At 68.9% G+C, this 14,895-nt stretch carries 15 protein-coding genes and 1 pseudogene; 3 read left to right on the forward strand and 13 right to left on the reverse strand.

All coding sequences use genetic code 11. The features are described from left to right. From AC27IQ_RS11295 to AC27IQ_RS11330, 8 genes and pseudogenes are all read right to left on the reverse strand, one after another. Positions 1–149, reverse strand: a 149-nt coding sequence (locus AC27IQ_RS11295; RefSeq protein ID WP_487089523.1) for an antibiotic biosynthesis monooxygenase family protein, incomplete at its 3' end; no start/stop codon positions are given. 131 nt (positions 150–280) lie between these two features. Next, complete coding sequence (locus AC27IQ_RS11300) at positions 281–1,168, reverse strand: DUF3014 domain-containing protein (RefSeq protein ID WP_487089514.1); 888 nt, start codon at positions 1,166–1,168, stop codon at positions 281–283. 224 nt (positions 1,169–1,392) lie between these two features. Next, on the reverse strand, positions 1,393–2,070 hold the full coding sequence (locus AC27IQ_RS11305; RefSeq protein ID WP_284427850.1) for an alpha/beta hydrolase: 678 nt from the start codon (positions 2,068–2,070) through the stop codon (positions 1,393–1,395). A gap of 81 nt (positions 2,071–2,151) precedes the next feature. Then, entirely contained in the window at positions 2,152–2,994 is an 843-nt protein-coding gene (locus AC27IQ_RS11310) for a DODA-type extradiol aromatic ring-opening family dioxygenase (protein WP_487089515.1), read from the reverse strand. A gap of 119 nt (positions 2,995–3,113) precedes the next feature. After that, positions 3,114–3,533 (reverse strand): annotated as a pseudogene (arfB, locus tag AC27IQ_RS11315) (alternative ribosome rescue aminoacyl-tRNA hydrolase ArfB). Next, positions 3,530–4,465, reverse strand: coding sequence for an alpha/beta fold hydrolase (locus AC27IQ_RS11320; protein ID WP_487089516.1), 936 nt, complete (start codon positions 4,463–4,465; stop codon positions 3,530–3,532). The pseudogene arfB and the gene AC27IQ_RS11320 overlap by 4 nt, the downstream one beginning before the upstream one ends. A gap of 2 nt (positions 4,466–4,467) precedes the next feature. Beyond that, a complete protein-coding gene (gene aroQ, locus AC27IQ_RS11325; RefSeq protein ID WP_272564006.1) occupies positions 4,468–4,911 on the reverse strand; it encodes a type II 3-dehydroquinate dehydratase in 444 nt (147 codons plus the stop codon). 135 nt (positions 4,912–5,046) lie between these two features. Next, positions 5,047–5,415, reverse strand: a complete 369-nt coding sequence (locus AC27IQ_RS11330; RefSeq protein WP_284428763.1) for a hypothetical protein — start codon at positions 5,413–5,415, stop codon at positions 5,047–5,049. 166 nt (positions 5,416–5,581) lie between these two features. Here AC27IQ_RS11330 and AC27IQ_RS11335 point away from each other — a divergent pair, with 166 nt between their 5' ends. The 3 genes from AC27IQ_RS11335 (at position 5,582) to AC27IQ_RS11345 (ending at position 8,917) form a co-directional block, all read left to right on the forward strand. Beyond that, positions 5,582–7,393: a glutamine--tRNA ligase/YqeY domain fusion protein gene (locus AC27IQ_RS11335; RefSeq protein ID WP_487089517.1), complete on the forward strand. Its 1,812-nt coding sequence runs from the start codon at positions 5,582–5,584 to the stop codon at positions 7,391–7,393. A gap of 122 nt (positions 7,394–7,515) precedes the next feature. Beyond that, positions 7,516–7,848: a DUF2322 family protein gene (locus AC27IQ_RS11340; protein WP_487089518.1), complete on the forward strand. Its 333-nt coding sequence runs from the start codon at positions 7,516–7,518 to the stop codon at positions 7,846–7,848. A 172-nt stretch (positions 7,849–8,020) separates the two neighbouring features. Then, positions 8,021–8,917 carry an alpha/beta hydrolase gene (locus tag AC27IQ_RS11345; RefSeq protein WP_487089519.1) on the forward strand — a complete coding sequence of 299 codons (897 nt, stop codon included), beginning with the start codon at positions 8,021–8,023 and terminating at the stop codon, positions 8,915–8,917. A gap of 43 nt (positions 8,918–8,960) precedes the next feature. On the opposite strand, the gene AC27IQ_RS11350 is transcribed toward AC27IQ_RS11345, so the two are convergent. From AC27IQ_RS11350 to AC27IQ_RS11370, 5 genes are all read right to left on the reverse strand, one after another. Further along, complete coding sequence (locus AC27IQ_RS11350; RefSeq protein ID WP_487089520.1) at positions 8,961–9,509, reverse strand: hypothetical protein; 549 nt, start codon at positions 9,507–9,509, stop codon at positions 8,961–8,963. 90 nt (positions 9,510–9,599) lie between these two features. Beyond that, the gene (locus tag AC27IQ_RS11355; RefSeq protein ID WP_487089521.1) at positions 9,600–11,051 is read right to left on the reverse strand and encodes a hypothetical protein; all 1,452 of its coding nucleotides are present in this window, start codon (positions 11,049–11,051) and stop codon (positions 9,600–9,602) included. Next, entirely contained in the window at positions 11,038–12,234 is a 1,197-nt protein-coding gene (locus AC27IQ_RS11360; RefSeq protein ID WP_487089522.1) for a DUF58 domain-containing protein, read from the reverse strand. Before AC27IQ_RS11360 ends, AC27IQ_RS11355 begins: the two co-directional genes overlap by 14 nt. A 10-nt stretch (positions 12,235–12,244) precedes the next feature. Next, positions 12,245–13,207 (reverse strand): AAA family ATPase, encoded by a 963-nt coding sequence (locus AC27IQ_RS11365; RefSeq protein ID WP_317354162.1) that lies wholly within the window; start codon positions 13,205–13,207, stop codon positions 12,245–12,247. Positions 13,208–13,423: 216 nt separating this feature from the next. Next, on the reverse strand, positions 13,424–14,686 hold the full coding sequence (locus AC27IQ_RS11370; protein ID WP_487089524.1) for a phospholipase D-like domain-containing protein: 1,263 nt from the start codon (positions 14,684–14,686) through the stop codon (positions 13,424–13,426). Between the last annotated feature and the right edge of the window lie 209 nt (positions 14,687–14,895).

A 14,895-nucleotide genomic window follows, 5' to 3' on the forward strand; every position in this document is an offset into this window, starting at 1 on the left:
CGTGTGCTCGGGCGTCGTGTCGCCCGCAGCAGGTGGAAGGACTGGAAGCCCGGCACCTGCGCCAGATGGCTGTCGCGCTGGCGCCAGATCTCGACGAACTCCTCCTCACGGCCGGGGGCGATGCGGAAACGGTTCATGGCAACGAACATGGTGGGAGGCTCCCTGAAGTGAAAGATCAGAAATCAAACCGCAGAAGTGAAACCGCGGGAAGGGGCCGCGTTCACCAGACGGCGAGGCGCGGCGCGCGCCGGCCGCAGCAGGGCCGGCGCGCCCGTGGCGCTCAGGGCTTGCGCGCCATCTCGCCCGTCGCGACCCGGCGGCGCAGCTCGGCCAGCACGGTTTTCATCCGCCGCTCGTTCTCCACGCCCATGCGCACGAGGATCTTCTGGCCGCTGGACAGGGCTTGCAGCTTCGGGTCGGCGAATTCGTAGCGCACCCAGGGGCGCGTGGAGGGCACCTCGCCGGCCACCTTGGTGAGCTGCACCTGCACCGGGCCGGTGGGCTCGGGCGCCTGCAGCAGGTTGTCCAGCGTGGCCACCAGCCGGTCGTTGAAGTAGCGGCGCGGAAAGCCCAGCTCTTCGTACGCCTGCTGGAACAGCGGGTACAGCCGGGCGTACAGCGCAACGGCCTGGTCCTGCGGAATGGCTTCGGCCAGCATGACGAAGGCGCGGTAGCGGCCCGCATTGGTGGCGGCGATCGTCTCCGTCTCGCTGCCCTCGCCATCCACCAGGAACCGCTGCGGCATGGGCTGCACGGGCCACAGTCGGGACGGCGCGCTCTGGCGCGACAGGTTGTCCACCGTGGCGACCGCGCGCTGCACGAAGCCGTCCATGCGCAGCAGCGACGCGACCGAGTCCGCCCCGACCCATCCCGTGACCGCATCGGTCAGGGGGCGGTCCGATTCGGCCAGGGTGGGGAGTTTGGTGTCGGGCGGCTGCACCGTGTCCATGGGGTTCTGGGGTCCGGAGGCCGCGGATGCGGGCGGCGCGGCGGCCTGGGACGCGGACTGGCTGGCCACGGGCGGCAATGCCACCGGCTCGGACGCCGGGCGCCCCCAGAACCACCAGGCCGCGCCGGCGCCCAGCGCGCCAGCGACCAGCACCCACGGAATCCAGGCGCGCGAAGCCTGCTGCGCGGGCCGCAACTCCACCGTGTCACGTTCAGGCATGAATGCCTCCTTTTCTTGGGTTTCGGGAAAGCCGCGGTAGAAAGACAAGATGCCCCGCGGCCGCCCATCGATTGGAAGCGATGGACTCCACCGGGCCGTAACGCCGTGTGACGGGTCCGGTCACCGCTGGCATGGGGGGTGTCGTGCACCGCTCGGTGGCCGGTACCAGCCGGCGGGGGTCCACGCAAGGAACGGTGGGCCCGCGGGGCCCATCGGTCAGCCGCTCAGCGCGCGGCCTGCGGCTGCGGGTGCTGCAGGCCGCCCAGCCATCCCATGGCATCGGTCAGTTCGGCCTGCCGGATCTCGTGCGCTCCGGGGTATTCGCGGTAGGTCAGGTCCAGCGACAGCCCCCGGGCATGGTCGCGGATGGCGTGGGCCTGGGCCAGGGGAATCACGTTGTCCTGCACGCCATGGCTCACCCAGAGCGGCTTGCCGCGCAGGCTCTCGGCCGCGGCGGCGAACGGCATCGCCTGGGGCAGCAGCCGGCTGTGCCACACCATGGCGGCGTGCAGCAACTCCGGCCGGGTGAACAGCAGGGACAAGGCCATGATGCCGCCCTGGCTGAAACCGCCCACCACCACCCGCTCGGGGGGCACGCCCAGTTGCAGCGCGGCGGCCTCCACCGTGAGCGCCACCAGCGAGCGGCTGGCCGCCTCCTGCGGCTCATGGATGGAACGGCTGCCATCGGGCAGCACGGAAAACTCGAACCACGCATGGGAGCCCGGCCCCATGGCATGCGGCGCGCGCAGGCTCACGACATGAAAGTGCGGGGGAACGTAGGGGGCCAGGCCGAACAGGTCGCCCTCGTTGCTGCCCACGCCGTGCATGAGAACGAGCAGCCAGGGAGAGGTGGTGTGGGCAGCGGCGGGGCGGTTCAGGAAGGGAAGCGGCAGATCAAGCATCGATGGGTGCCCTGAGAAGGCGTTCAAGGCAGGGATGAGGGGTTGCGAATCAGGGTTGGAGTGGAACGGGGCCCGGGGAGTTCATGCCGCGGACCGCAGGGCGAAGGCGTCCATGGCCAGGGCGCCATAGCGGACCTCCCGGCTCAGGTAGTGCGCCTGCGCCTCGGGGCCAGCGGCGCCCAGGGCGAAAAACAAGGGCAGGAAATGGTCTTCGCTGGGGTGGGCGCGCTCGGCATGCGGGGCCTGCCGCCGGTAGTCCAGCAGCGCGGGCCAGTCGCGCCGCTGCACGGCGTCTTCGATCCAGCGGCTGAATTCGGTCACATAGGGCAAGGGCTCGTTGGCGCCGCCAAAGAACTCGGCCAGGTTGTGCGTCATGCTGCCGGAGCCCACCACCAGCACGCCTTCGCTGCGCAGGCCCTGCAAGGCGGCGCCCATGGCGTAGACCTCGGCAGGCCCGGCGCTGGACGGCAGGGCCACCTGCACCACGGGCAGCCGAGCGTCGGGAAACAGATGCATCAGCGGCACCCAGGCGCCATGGTCGAAGGGCCGCTCCGCATCGCCTTCGGCCGCGATGCCGGCCGAACGCAGGCGCGCCAGCACCGTTTCGGCCAGGGCCGGGGCGCCTGCGGCCGGGTAGCGCAAGGCGTACAGGGCCGGCGGAAATCCGCCGAAATCGTGCCACGTGGCGGGCTGCGGCCCGGTCATCACTTTCGGCGATCGCGGCATCCAGTGCGGCGACATGACCACCACCCCGCGAAGGTGCGGAAAGCGCGCCTGGACCTCCTGGCCCCAGCGGGTGAGGGCCGGGCCGGTTTCGCCGGCGTCCACCGCGAACAGCGGGGCGCCATGGGAGAGATACAGCGCGGGGAGTTCGGCATTCCTGCCGCTGTCGGTGGGTGCGCGGGCCCGTTCCAGATCGGACATGAAGATTCCTCGGTTGCCGACAGATGGGGTCGGTGGCGGCGGTTCCAACCCCCGCGGCGATCGGCGCAGCCTGTGCCGCCACGGGCCAGCGAACGCTCGCCGGGACGCCCCCCGCCTTTTCAGTCGCGCACCGGGCCGCGCAGCGCCTTGATGCCCGAGCGCACGCTCTTGGATTCCAGGCGGCGCTGCTTGGAGCCATAGGTCGGCTTGGTGGCCCGGCGGGTGCGCGGCGGCTGCGCCACGCTGGCCACCAGGGCCTGCAGGCGCTGGAGTCCGTCGAGGCGGTTCGCTTCCTAGCTGCGGTACTGCTGGGCCTTGATGACCAGCACGCCCTCCTGCGTGATCCGGCTGTCGCGCAGCGCGAGCAGGCGCTCCTTCACGCCGTCGGGCAACGAAGACGCTGCGATATCGAAGCGCAGGTGCACTGCGCTGGACACCTTGTTGACGTTCTGCCCGCCAGCGCCCTGCGCCCGCATGGCGGTGATCTCCACCTCGCGCTCGTCCACCTGGGGCACGAAGGCCGCCGGCGGCGCGGTCATCGGCCGGCCGCCAGGGATGCGGCAGCCGGCTGTGCCCCGTCTGCCAGCGCGGCCAGCAACGCGGCCATGAAGGGCCGGGGCTGTTCGAACTGCACCCAGTGGCCGGCCTCGGGGATGAAGTCCAGGCCGCGGAAGTCCGGCACCACCGCCCGGAACGCCGCCTCGAGCTCCACGATCCAGCGCTTGTAGAGGGCATCGTTGCGGCCATAGATGGCGTGCACCGGGCAGGTCACCCGGGGCAGCGAGCGCGCCAGGATGTCGGTGTGCGCCAGCCGGCGGCGCGGCATGCGGTCGCGCACCACGTTGGCCACGTGCAGACCAAGCGCCAGGCCTTCGATGAGCGCCGGATCCTGCAGCATCAGCACGGCCAGGTTGTGGCGGTGCACCTGCGGCTGCTGGTCCGCGGGCAGGTGCCGCCAGGCTTTCAGTTCGAACTGGCGGTGCGGCACCACGCCCATGGCCGGCGCGCCCACGATGACCAGTTGCCGGGCCAGCTCGGGGTGATCGGCCAGCAGCAGGCCCGCCACCATGCCGCCGAACGAGAACCCCACCAGATCGCACGGCTGCGGCCCCCACAGCGCGCGCATGCCCTCGCACAGCGGCTCGACCAGCGCGTCGGCATCGGCGCCCGTCGGGGGCAGAGCGGACTCCCCGAAACCGGGCAGATCCGGCACCCAGACCTGGTAGCCCGCCGCGACCAGGTCTTCGATGTTGCGCACCCAGTGGGTCCAGCTGCCGCTGCCGCCGTGCAGCAGCACCAGCGGCGGCTGCCCGGGCACGGCCGGGCCCCAGGAGTGCCACACCAGATCGCCGTCGCCGCAAGGCGTGGTGTGCCGCGTGGCCAACGCCTGCAGGCGCCGCACTTCGGGCGGGGTGCCATCGGGCGCCGCGGCCCCGGCAGATCCGGGGTAGGCCACTGGGGCGGTGGGCACCGTCACCATCCCGCCAGGCCGTCGATGGCCAGCGGATAGCCCTGCACGCCGAACCCGCACATCACCGCGCGCGCCACGCCGGACAGATAGGAATGGTGGCGGAAGGCTTCGCGGGCATGCACGTTGCTGATGTGCAACTCCACCAGCGGCACGCCCGTGCCCTTGACGGCATCCAGCAGTGCCACGCTGGTGTGGGTGTAGGCCGCGGCATTCAGCACCACGCCGGCCAGTTCGCCAGCACCGTGGAGGCGGCCGGCCTCATGGATCCAGTCCACCAGGTCGCCCTCGTGGTTGCTCTGGCGGAACTGCAGCGCAAACCCATGGCGCTCGCACGCCTGTGCGCACAGCCGCTCCACATCGGCCAGCGTGTGCACGCCGTACACCGAGGGCTCGCGCGTGCCGAGCAGGTTCAGATTGGGTCCGTTGAGGACAAAGACGGTTTTCACAGGGCCAGCACTCCAGGCAAGGCGTCGCCGCCAGTCGGCGAACGCGAACAGGGCGAATTATGCGTGGCGCTCCCAAAGAAAACGGCCCCGACGGGCCGTTGGGACTGCTGGGCAGCCAGGGGACAGCGATGGGTTTCAGCGACCGTAGTAGCCCCGGTCCCGTCCGTGCCAGTGGCGGCCGCCGCCGTAGTACCCGTAGGGGGCGACCACCACCGGAGGCGGGGGCGCGTAGTACACCGGCCGTGGCGGCGGGTAGTAGACAGGGGGGGGTGCGTAGACCACCGGGGGCGGGCCGTAATAGACGGGACGGGGCGGCGGGTAATAGGCTGGCGGTGCCACCACGACGGGGTAGCCGCCGCCTCCGACCCCGACCGCCACGCCGGGCGCCCCGATGCCCACAGACCAGGAAATATCGCGTGCCTGGGCGGCACCGGTGCCCGCCAGGAGGGCGAGCGCCACGCCGGCGGTGGCGGCCATGGCTGAGAGAGAGCGGCTGTTCGTCATGGAAATCTCCTTTGGATGGGAGCCCCGCCATCGCGGAACGCCCGTGGATGCTCAACGCATCACATGTCCGAAAGGATGGCACAAACCGCCTGCAATGTTGTTTCTGGACGTAGCGCGCTGTGTTTCACCCGGTAACGCCCCCAGCACCGCCGCCTAGAATGCCGCCATGAGTTCCCCAGCCCCCCTCGACCCCTCCTCCAACGCCGCGGCCAAGCCCAGCAATTTTCTTCGCCAGATCATCGAGAGCGATCTCGCCAAGGGCACGCATGCCCAGGCGCGCTGGGGCGGCACGCCCGGCGATGCGGCCCACCATGCCGGCGGGCAGCCCGACCCGGCGAAGATCCGCACGCGCTTCCCCCCCGAACCCAACGGTTACCTGCACGTCGGCCATGCCAAGAGCATCTGCCTGAATTTCGGACTGGCTGCCGACTACGGCGGCGTGTGCCACCTGCGCTTCGACGACACCAACCCGGAGAAGGAAGACCAGGAGTACGTGGACGCCATCATCGATGCCGTGCATTGGCTCGGCTTCGACTGGAAGGCCAGCGGCGACGGCGCCGACCACCTGTACTACGCCAGCAACTATTTCGATTTCATGTACCGCGCGGCCGAGTACCTGATCGAAAACGGCAAGGCCTACGTGGACGAGCAGACCCCCGACGAGATGCGCACCAACCGTGGCGACTTCGGCAAGCCCGGCGTGGACAGCCCCTTTCGCAGCCGCACCGTGGCCGAAAACCTCGCGCGCTTTCGCGAAATGCGCGAGGGCAAGCTGCCCGACGGCGCAGGCGTGCTGCGCGCGAAGATCGACATGGCCTCGCCCAACATCAACCTGCGCGACCCGGCCATCTACCGCATCAAGCACGCCGAGCACCACAACACCGGCAACCAGTGGTGCATCTACCCGATGTACACCTTCGCCCACCCCATCGAGGACGCGCTGGAGCACATCACCCACAGCATCTGCACGCTGGAATTCGAAGACCAGCGCCCCTTCTACGACTGGCTCATGGACCGCTTGGTGGAGGGCGGCCTCATCGCCGCGCCGCAGCCGCGCCAGTACGAGTTCGCGCGCTTGAACCTCACCTACGTGGTCACCAGCAAGCGCAAGCTCAAGCACCTGGTGGACAACGGCATCGTGACCGGCTGGGACGATCCCCGCATGCCCACCATCGTCGGCCTGCGCCGCCGCGGCTACACGCCCGAATCGATCCGCCTGTTCTGCGAACGCATCGGCGTGACCAAGGACTACAGCTGGATCGACTACAGCACGCTGGAAGGCTGCCTGCGCGAAGACCTGGAAGCCAAGGCCCACCGCGGCATGGCGGTGCTCAACCCCGTCAAGCTGGTGCTGACCAACTGGGACGAGGTGATGGGTGCCGGCCACCTGGAGCCCTGCAGCCTGCCCGCCCTGCCCCACCCGCCCGAGGGCACCGAATCGCCCCTGCGCCATTTCACGATCGGCAAGGCGGTGTGGATCGAGCGCGAAGACTTCGAGGAAGTGCCCCCCAAGGGATACAAGCGCCTGTTCCCCGGCAACAAGGTGCGCCTCAAGGGCGGCTACGTGATCGAATGCACGGGCTGCAACAAGGACGCCGACGGCCGGATCACCGAAGTGCTGGCCACCGTGGTGCCCGACACCAAGAGCGGCACCCCCGGTGCCGACACCGTGAAGGTGAAGGCCGCCATCACCTGGGTGGGCGTGGCCGATGGCGTGAAGGCGGAGGTGCGCATGTACGACCGGCTCTTCACCGATGCGCAGCCCGATGCCGGCGGAAAAGACTTCCTCACGCTGCTGAACCCGGACAGCCTGAAGGTCGTGACGGCCATCGTGGAGCCCTCGCTGGCCAACGCCCGACCGGGCGACCAGTTCCAGTTCGAGCGGCACGGGTACTTCGTGGCGGACAGTAAGGACCATGCGGCGGGCAAGCCGGTGTTCAATCTGGCCGTGGGCCTGAAGGACTCCTGGGGCAAGTAAGCCAACGCAACAGCCAGCCCGGACAACGGCGGCCATCGCCGTCGCGGGCCGGTCCCGTTATCCAACGATGGAAGTCCCTGGCCATCCAGCGCCAGGGACGCATCGCACTCCCGATTTCGAGAATGAACTTTTCCTCGCGCCTTCAACAACTCCCATCCGTTGCCGACCTCTCCGCCCTGCACCTGCTGGGCCCGGACGGACAGGTCATCGCCACGCTGGAAAACAAGCCCGGACAAGCGGGCTCCCTGGCCGTCTACAACGCGTTGTCCACCTTGTACGGCGGCACCATCACGCCCGCAGCGGCCAGCCTGGGCCTGGAGTGGTACGCAGAGCACACGGCCGATGCACACGCCCACCCCGGCAAGCACCCCAACATCGACCGTCTGGTGGCCTGGGCGTCCGGCACGGCCAGCTACCGTGCGCAGCGGGTACCAGCGCTCCCGACCGCGGCCTGACATCCGCGGGCAAGGCCGGTTCGGAAGCATCGCGATTTCGGCAGTGACACCCGCGCCATGGCGGCGTCATCTCTGACGGCCAAGGCGCTGGCGCGCCAACCATAATCCGCCCGGCACCGGCCTGTCGCCTGTGTCCCGGCCCGATCGCCGGACCACCCACTTGGAGGCGCGATTGAAACACCCTCACCGTTCATGGGCCCGCGCGGCATGGCAAGTCACCGGCATCCTGGCCTTGGCCGCGTGGCTGACCGGCTGCTCCGCGGTCGGCACGCTCAATGCGCTCACGGCCAAGGACAGCCACACCCTCCAGGCCGGCGTGGCCTACGGCACGCTGCCACGCCAGCAACTGGACATCTACCGGCCGAAAACGACGGCGCCAGCGGCCGGCTGGCCGGTCGCGGTGTTCTTCTATGGCGGCTCCTGGAACAGCGGCGAGCGCGGCGACTACCTGTTCCTGGGCGAAGCGCTCGCGGCACGGGGCGTTCTGACGATGGTGGCCGACTACCGCCTCTACCCCGAGGTGCGCTACCCCGAATTCCTGCAGGACAGCGCACTGGCCGTGGCCTATGGCCTGGACCATGCGGCGCAGTGGGGTGGCGACCCGAAACGGGTGTTCGCCATGGGCCACAGTGCGGGCGGCTACAACGCGGCGATGCTGGCGCTGGACCCGCGCTGGCTGCAGCCCACGGGCCACACGCCGAACGAGCTTGCCGGCTGGATCGGCCTGGCGGGGCCGTACGACTTCTTTCCCACCGACAACCCGCAAGCGCAGCCGGTCTTTTTCCACCCGAACTACCCGCCCAAGGCCCAGCCCATCGAGTTCGCACACCCTGGTGCGCCGCGCACCTTCCTGGCGGCCCCGGTTAACGACCGGCTCGTGAGCCCGGAGCGCAGCACCCAGCAGATGGCGCAGAAGCTGCAGGCCGCTGGCGTGCCGGTCACGCTGAAGTCTTATCCCCGCGCCAGCCACACCACGCTCGTCGGCGCATTCGCGTGGCCGCTGCGCTGGGTCGCGCCGGTGGTGGACGATGTGGAGGCGTTCATCCAGTCGACGCCGCCAGCGCGATAAAACAGGGCGGCCCTCACGGGGCATGCACCCGTTCGCACGCGCCTCAGCGCCCCGTCCACAGGATGACGTTCCATTCCAGCGGATTGAAGCTGCGGTCCCGGTTGAAGTCCACATAGCCGTTGGGCATGTTCCAGCGCAGCACCGGGCCGCCCCAGGCGGAGACCTTGCCTGCCTGGCGGGGCGTGCCATAGGCCGCATTGAAACGGTCGATCCAGGTGCCATGCACCCACCAGGGCACGTGCACCATGGTTCGCACCAAGTGGCCCTCCCGGAAGAAATTGGCCAGGGTCAGGGCGCCGTGGCCGTCCGCCTGGCTGACGGTCGCGTAGCAAACGCGATCGCCCAGGCTGTCCGCGCCCGGGGCTTGGCCCACACAGCGCAAAGGCACGCCAGCGAAGTGCTGCTTGAGCGCGGCTTCGTCCATGGTGGACGACAGCTCGGCCAGGCGCAGCGTCACGGACGGCGAGGTCTCGCGGAAATAGCGGCCGTACACGTCCATTCGGTCGCGGTTGGTGAACACCATCAGCGCCAGCAGCAGCAGAAAAATCAGCACCACTCCCTTGAGCCACTGGGGCACGGTCTTTTCAGTCATTCGGTTGCTTCCTCGTATTTTTGACGGGGATGGCACGCCCCCCGGCCGGTTCCGACCCGATCAACGCCCACCCCGGTTGAGCGACCGGCATCAACGTCCCAGCTCGGGCATCGCACCCTTCAGAAGGTCGCAGGTGCCCTGCACCGCCTGCCGCATGTGCAGCGCGCGCTGGCGGGTGGCCGGAACGCCACCGAAGCGCGTGGCGCAATAGCTCTCCAAGGCATGGCCCAGCCATTGACGGGCCATAGGCGCCGCACCCTCGAGGGACGACCAATGCTCGCGCACCGATTGGCCCGGCAGGGGTGGATGGCGACGAACCCGCAGGCACCAGGTCATGGCCCGGGCAGACAGCCACATCGATTGCGCGGGAAACGGCCGGGCCAGGAGCCAGGACACGCTCAGTGCGGCCGCAAGCCCAATCCGATAACGGTAGCGGAACAGCAGCGCGGCGGCCAGAAAAAGCGCCACGCAGAGCAACAGGTCGAGGAGACTGAGCCGTCGGGCCGCGCCAGTGGTCGCTGGGGATTCCAGCGTGCCTGCGCCCTCGCCCGCCCCGGTCCCCGCACCGCCCGCCGGTCGTGTCGTGCCATGGGTGCTGGCCAGTCGATCCAACCACCCCTGGGCGACACCGACCGCCCCCTGGATGACACTGCGCTGCCACTGCGGCACGGAACGGTCGCGCGCCGCCTCGCGCATGTGGTCCAACATGCGGCCCCACTGCTGTGCCAAACCTCCTGGCTGTGGCGTGACGCCCCCCTGGGAACCGCCCTGTGCCGGCCCCGCACCGCCGCCATCCGGCCGGCTGCTTTGGCCAGCCGCCCCTCCCGCGTCGCCCGCCGGTTTATCGAACAGGCTGGGCACGTCGGCGCCGGGCGGCAAAAAGCCGAAGCCCAGTACGGGTGGCCGGGGCGCAAAAAGAAAGAGCATCGACGCCAGCAGGAACGACAGCCCCACGAAGCCGATCGCCATCGACAGTTTGGTGGCGCGCGAAATGGCCACGCCCTCCGCGTGCAGCCATGCGAGCGCGAGGGCCCCGAACAGCCAGGCCGGCCCCAGATAGAACCAGAGGCTCCAGTCGGCGTTGTAGTGCGTCGCCACCATGAAGCTCACGGCGAAGACGACCGTGAGGGTGAGGTAGAAATCGCGCCGGGTTCGCATCGTGGCAGCGCGGGCTCCCATGACGATGAGCAGGGCCACGCACACCCATCGGGGAAAGGCGTACAGCGCCACGCCAGGAAACAGCGCAAGGACGAACCCGAGCAAGCCCAGCACACGCCACTGGGTTCTGCCTGCGCCTTCGGGCCGCTTCAGATGGATCGCGCCCGCACCGAAGCCAAGCAAGGCCCACACCAGCCACAGCAGGCTTTCGAAGCCGAATCCCCTGAATCTTCGGTCCAGGTACGAAAACGCAAACGCGATGAAAAGATAGCTCAATCCCGCGAACACGATCACGCCACGGCTCTGAAGCGCGGGCGAAGGTGCCGGTGCGGAAGGCCTGCGGGCGGCGATGGGCAGGGCCCATGGGGTGTCACCGGGCGTCACGTTGCGACTCCATGAAAGTGGCACACCCTGCGCTGGCGGCGGTCCGACGCAGTTGCGCGGCCGCGGTGGTTCGCGCGGTCGTGCCGGCGCGTCCGAGGGCGATGCAGACCACCACGGCGCAATCCAGGCCGCTCCATTCGGCCAGCGCCGACTGCAACGCCATGACCGGCAGATCGCAGGGGATCACCAACGCCACCTGCTCCCCGGCAGCGGCGTCGTTCGCCGCGCGGGCGCTGGCCCAGCGCAAACCGTCTTCGCCGGCAGGCAAGGCTGCGGCCAGCGCACGGCGTGCCAACGCAGCATCCTGCATCGGCGACGGGTCGGCACTTCCATAAAGGAACAACTGCGCACCGTGGGCCGCAGCCGCGTCGCACACGCCAACCGCCAGACGAATGGCCTGCTCGCCCGCGCTGTCCGCATTCCCCAAGGCCGGCAGCGAAGGGGAATGCACCACCACGCGCAAGCGGATGGCACCGGTTTGCTGAAAGTGCTGGATCACCAGTTCGCCAGCGCGGGCCGACGCGCGCCAGTTCACGCGGCCCACGGCATCTCCGTGCTGGTATGTGCGCATTGCGCCCAATTCGAACGACGCCCCCCTTTGCCACAAGGTCAACTCGCCACGCGGGTCGGCCGCCACGCTCCATGACAGCGGCCAGTGCACCGGTTGCGCACGCGGCAGCACATGCAGGGCGATGTCCGGGCACTGCATGCTGTGGCGTGCGTGGACCAATCCCAGAGGAAAGCCGCTGGACAGGCGCACCGCCACCAGCCGGTAATGTCCGCGGCACGGAAAGCGCACCACGCCAGCCAGCGCCGTTCCTGATGCAGGCGCGCTTTTCCGCGCTCGGACGATCGGCAAGGTCTGGCGCAGCACCACGCGTTGCGAAGCCCACTCCCACTCGGTTTCGATCTCGACCAAAAAGGCGGGCCAACGGGCACGCCGCTCCACCACGATGTTCAGATCGCATGCGGTGCCTTCGATCACCTCGGTGCCGGCAGCGGTCTGCAGCCGCACGGTGGTGGTGCGCAATGAAAGCCAAGGCACCACGAACCCCAGCACGGTCACGGTCGCGAGAAAAAGGAACATGCCGTAGACCATGGGGTCGCGGCGATTGAGCGCTGCGACCAGCAGCACCCCGCACAGCGCGAGCAACACCCGCGACCTGGAAAGCCAGCGCTCCATGCCCTGGGCCCTACACCGGCGTGCGCTGCGACAGCAGGATGTCCTGGATCAGGTCGGCCGCCGGCTTGGGCTGCGCGCCCTGTGTCTGCACGATGATGCGGTGGGCCAGCACAGGCACTGCCGCTTCGCGCACGACGGCCGGGTCCACATAGGAACGCCCCCGGATGCAACTGAGCGCCCGCGCCATGCGCGCCAAGCCAAGCGTGCCCCGCGGGCTGGCGCCGAACCGGATCGCCGGATGCCTGCGGGTGCCCGACACGATCGCGGTGATGAACTGGGCCACCTCCGGCGTGATCGACACGTTGCGCGCACCGGCCACCAGTTGCTCGAACTGCCCGGCGCCGCAAACCGGCTGCAGGCGTTGGATGGGGTGGGAAAACTGCTGGCTCGTGATGAGCCCGGCCTCGGTGTCGCTGTCGGGATAGCCCAGCGACAGGCGGATCAGAAACCGGTCGAGCTGGGCCTCCGGCAGGGGGTAGGTGCCCGCCATGTCGATGGGGTTCTGCGTGGCCAGCACGGCGAAGGGCGCAGGCAGCGGCAGGGTCTGCCCGTCCAGGGTGATCTGCCCTTCCTCCATGCATTCCAGCAGCGCCGATTGGGCGCGGGGATTGGCACGGTTGATTTCATCGGCCAGCACGATGTTGGCAAACACCGGGCCGGGGCGCAGCATGAAGCTGCCATCCTTGGGGTTGTAGACCGGTCCGCCCACGATGTCGGACGGCATCAGGTCCGCCGTGAACTGGATGCGCTTGAACGACAGCCCCACCGACACCGCCAGTGCGCGCGCCAGCATCGTCTTGCCCAGCCCCGGCACGTCTTCGATCAGAAGATGCCCGCCGGCCATGATCGCGGCCAAGGCCAGCTCGATCTGGGGGCGCTTGCCCTCTAGCACCTTCTCTACGTTTTGAACGATGGCCTGCGCAAGCTGCGCGCACTGCGACGTAGTGCCTGCCGATACGGTTGTGGAGCTCAATTTTCCCGCCCTGGTGCAAAGAAGTCAGGGCGCCGACGCACGCGTCCCGCCCTCTCGGAGCATGGAATGTAAGCGCAAAAGCGGGGGCCGGCCGGGAGCCGGTGGACACGCCATGCAAGGCCTGCACCGCCCTGGAGTTCGCCACCCGAGAAGGCACCCGCCGCCGGCCAACGCGCCGCGAGCGGCTGGGGCAGGTGCCCCGCCGGCCACCGCGGACTACAGCTGCGAGCCGAGCAGCGACGCCATCCGCTCGGCCAGCTTCTCCTTCATCGGCCGATCCAGCCAGTCCTGATGGGTCACCCGCCGCGACCTTTTCAGGTCGTCTTCGAACACGACCGTCTGGCGTTGCGCGAATGGTGCGTCGTACACGTTCAGGTTGGCCTCGTCGTTCAGCCGGAACGATCGGTTGTCGAAGTTGGTGGAGCCCACCGACACCATGAGCTGGTCCACGATCATGACCTTGCAGTGGTACATGGTGGGCTCGTACTCGTAGATCTCGGCGCCGGCCTGCAGCAGTTCGCCCCAGGTGGCGCGGGAGGCGGCCTTGACGGTTTCGGTGTCGGTGTGCTCGACGGGCGTGATGAGCCGGATGCGCACGCCGCGCGCCAGGGCGTCCAGCATCAGCTGCCGGGTCAGGTCGTCGGGCACGAAGTACGCCACCGACAGGTCCAGGCTGCGCTCGGACGAGGTGATGGCCAGGTGGTACATGAGCTGCATGCTCTCGCTGCCGCTGGAGGGGGAGCTGGAGAACATCTGCGCCTTCTGCGTGCCGCTCTGGGCGATGGCGGGAAAGTACGCCTCGCCATGCATCACCTTGCCCGTGACCTTGAGCCAGTTGTCCAGGAAGGTGGCCTGCATCTGCGCGACCGCCGGGCCCTTGACCTGGTAGTGCGAATCGCGCCAGTGGTCGGGGTCCTGCGCGTTGCCGGTCCATGCGGGTGCGATGCCCACCCCGCCGGTGAAGCCCACCAGTCCGTCGGTGACGAGCAGCTTGCGGTGGGTGCGGTTGTTCAGGCGGGCCAGGTTGTACCAGTGGGGTTTGTGGAATTTCTCGACCTCCACGCCGGCCGCCTTCATCTCGGTGAAGTAGCTCTCGTCCATCTTGGAGCTGCCCACCCAGTCCAGCAGCACATGCACCTTCACGCCGGCACGGGCGCGCTCGCTCAGGGCATCGGCGAACTGCTTGCCGATGTCGCCGGACCAGTAGATGTAGGTTTCGAAGGTGACGCTTTTCTGCGCGGCCCGGATGGCGGCCAGCATGGGCGGAAAGATCTGGTCACCGTTGAGCAGCTCCACCACCTCGTTGCCGCTGGTGATGCCCGGGCCCAGCAGGCTGCCCATGGCGCGTTCGTACTGCGGGTGGGCGGTGGTGTACAGGCGCGGGATCTGGTGCTGCACTTTCTTCTCGCCGGCGGTGAAGTTCAGCGCGAACAGCACGATGGCGGTGGTGGCCACGAAGGTGAGTGCTACGGTGAGCAGGGTGCGGCCTGTTTTTTTTCATGTGCGCGATTGTGGGTGGGCGCCGGGTGCGCGCTTGTAAGCCCAAGCCTCCAACTCGGCCAGCGCACGGGGCCGTGGCAGCGCACTGCGCGGCGGCGTGCGTGCCGCCGGCCTGCGGCGGTCAGCCGGCTTCGAAGCGGTTGCGGCCGTTGTGCTTGGCGCGGTAGAGCGCCTTGTCGGCCCGCTCC

It is taken from the genome of Acidovorax sp. KPB24-07, assembly GCF_057543315.1.

Coding starts and splice junctions, on each gene's coding strand:
- AC27IQ_RS11300 (WP_487089514.1), bottom strand. CDS start 1,168: ATGCCTGAACGTGACACGGTGGAGTTGCGGCCCGCGCAGCAGGCTTCG.
- AC27IQ_RS11305 (WP_284427850.1), bottom strand. CDS start 2,070: ATGCTTGATCTGCCGCTTCCCTTCCTGAACCGCCCCGCCGCTGCCCAC.
- AC27IQ_RS11310 (WP_487089515.1), bottom strand. CDS start 2,994: ATGTCCGATCTGGAACGGGCCCGCGCACCCACCGACAGCGGCAGGAAT.
- AC27IQ_RS11330 (WP_284428763.1), bottom strand. CDS start 5,415: ATGACGAACAGCCGCTCTCTCTCAGCCATGGCCGCCACCGCCGGCGTG.
- AC27IQ_RS11335 (WP_487089517.1), top strand. CDS start 5,582: ATGAGTTCCCCAGCCCCCCTCGACCCCTCCTCCAACGCCGCGGCCAAG.
- AC27IQ_RS11340 (WP_487089518.1), top strand. CDS start 7,516: ATGAACTTTTCCTCGCGCCTTCAACAACTCCCATCCGTTGCCGACCTC.
- AC27IQ_RS11350 (WP_487089520.1), bottom strand. CDS start 9,509: ATGACTGAAAAGACCGTGCCCCAGTGGCTCAAGGGAGTGGTGCTGATT.
- AC27IQ_RS11360 (WP_487089522.1), bottom strand. CDS start 12,234: ATGGAGCGCTGGCTTTCCAGGTCGCGGGTGTTGCTCGCGCTGTGCGGG.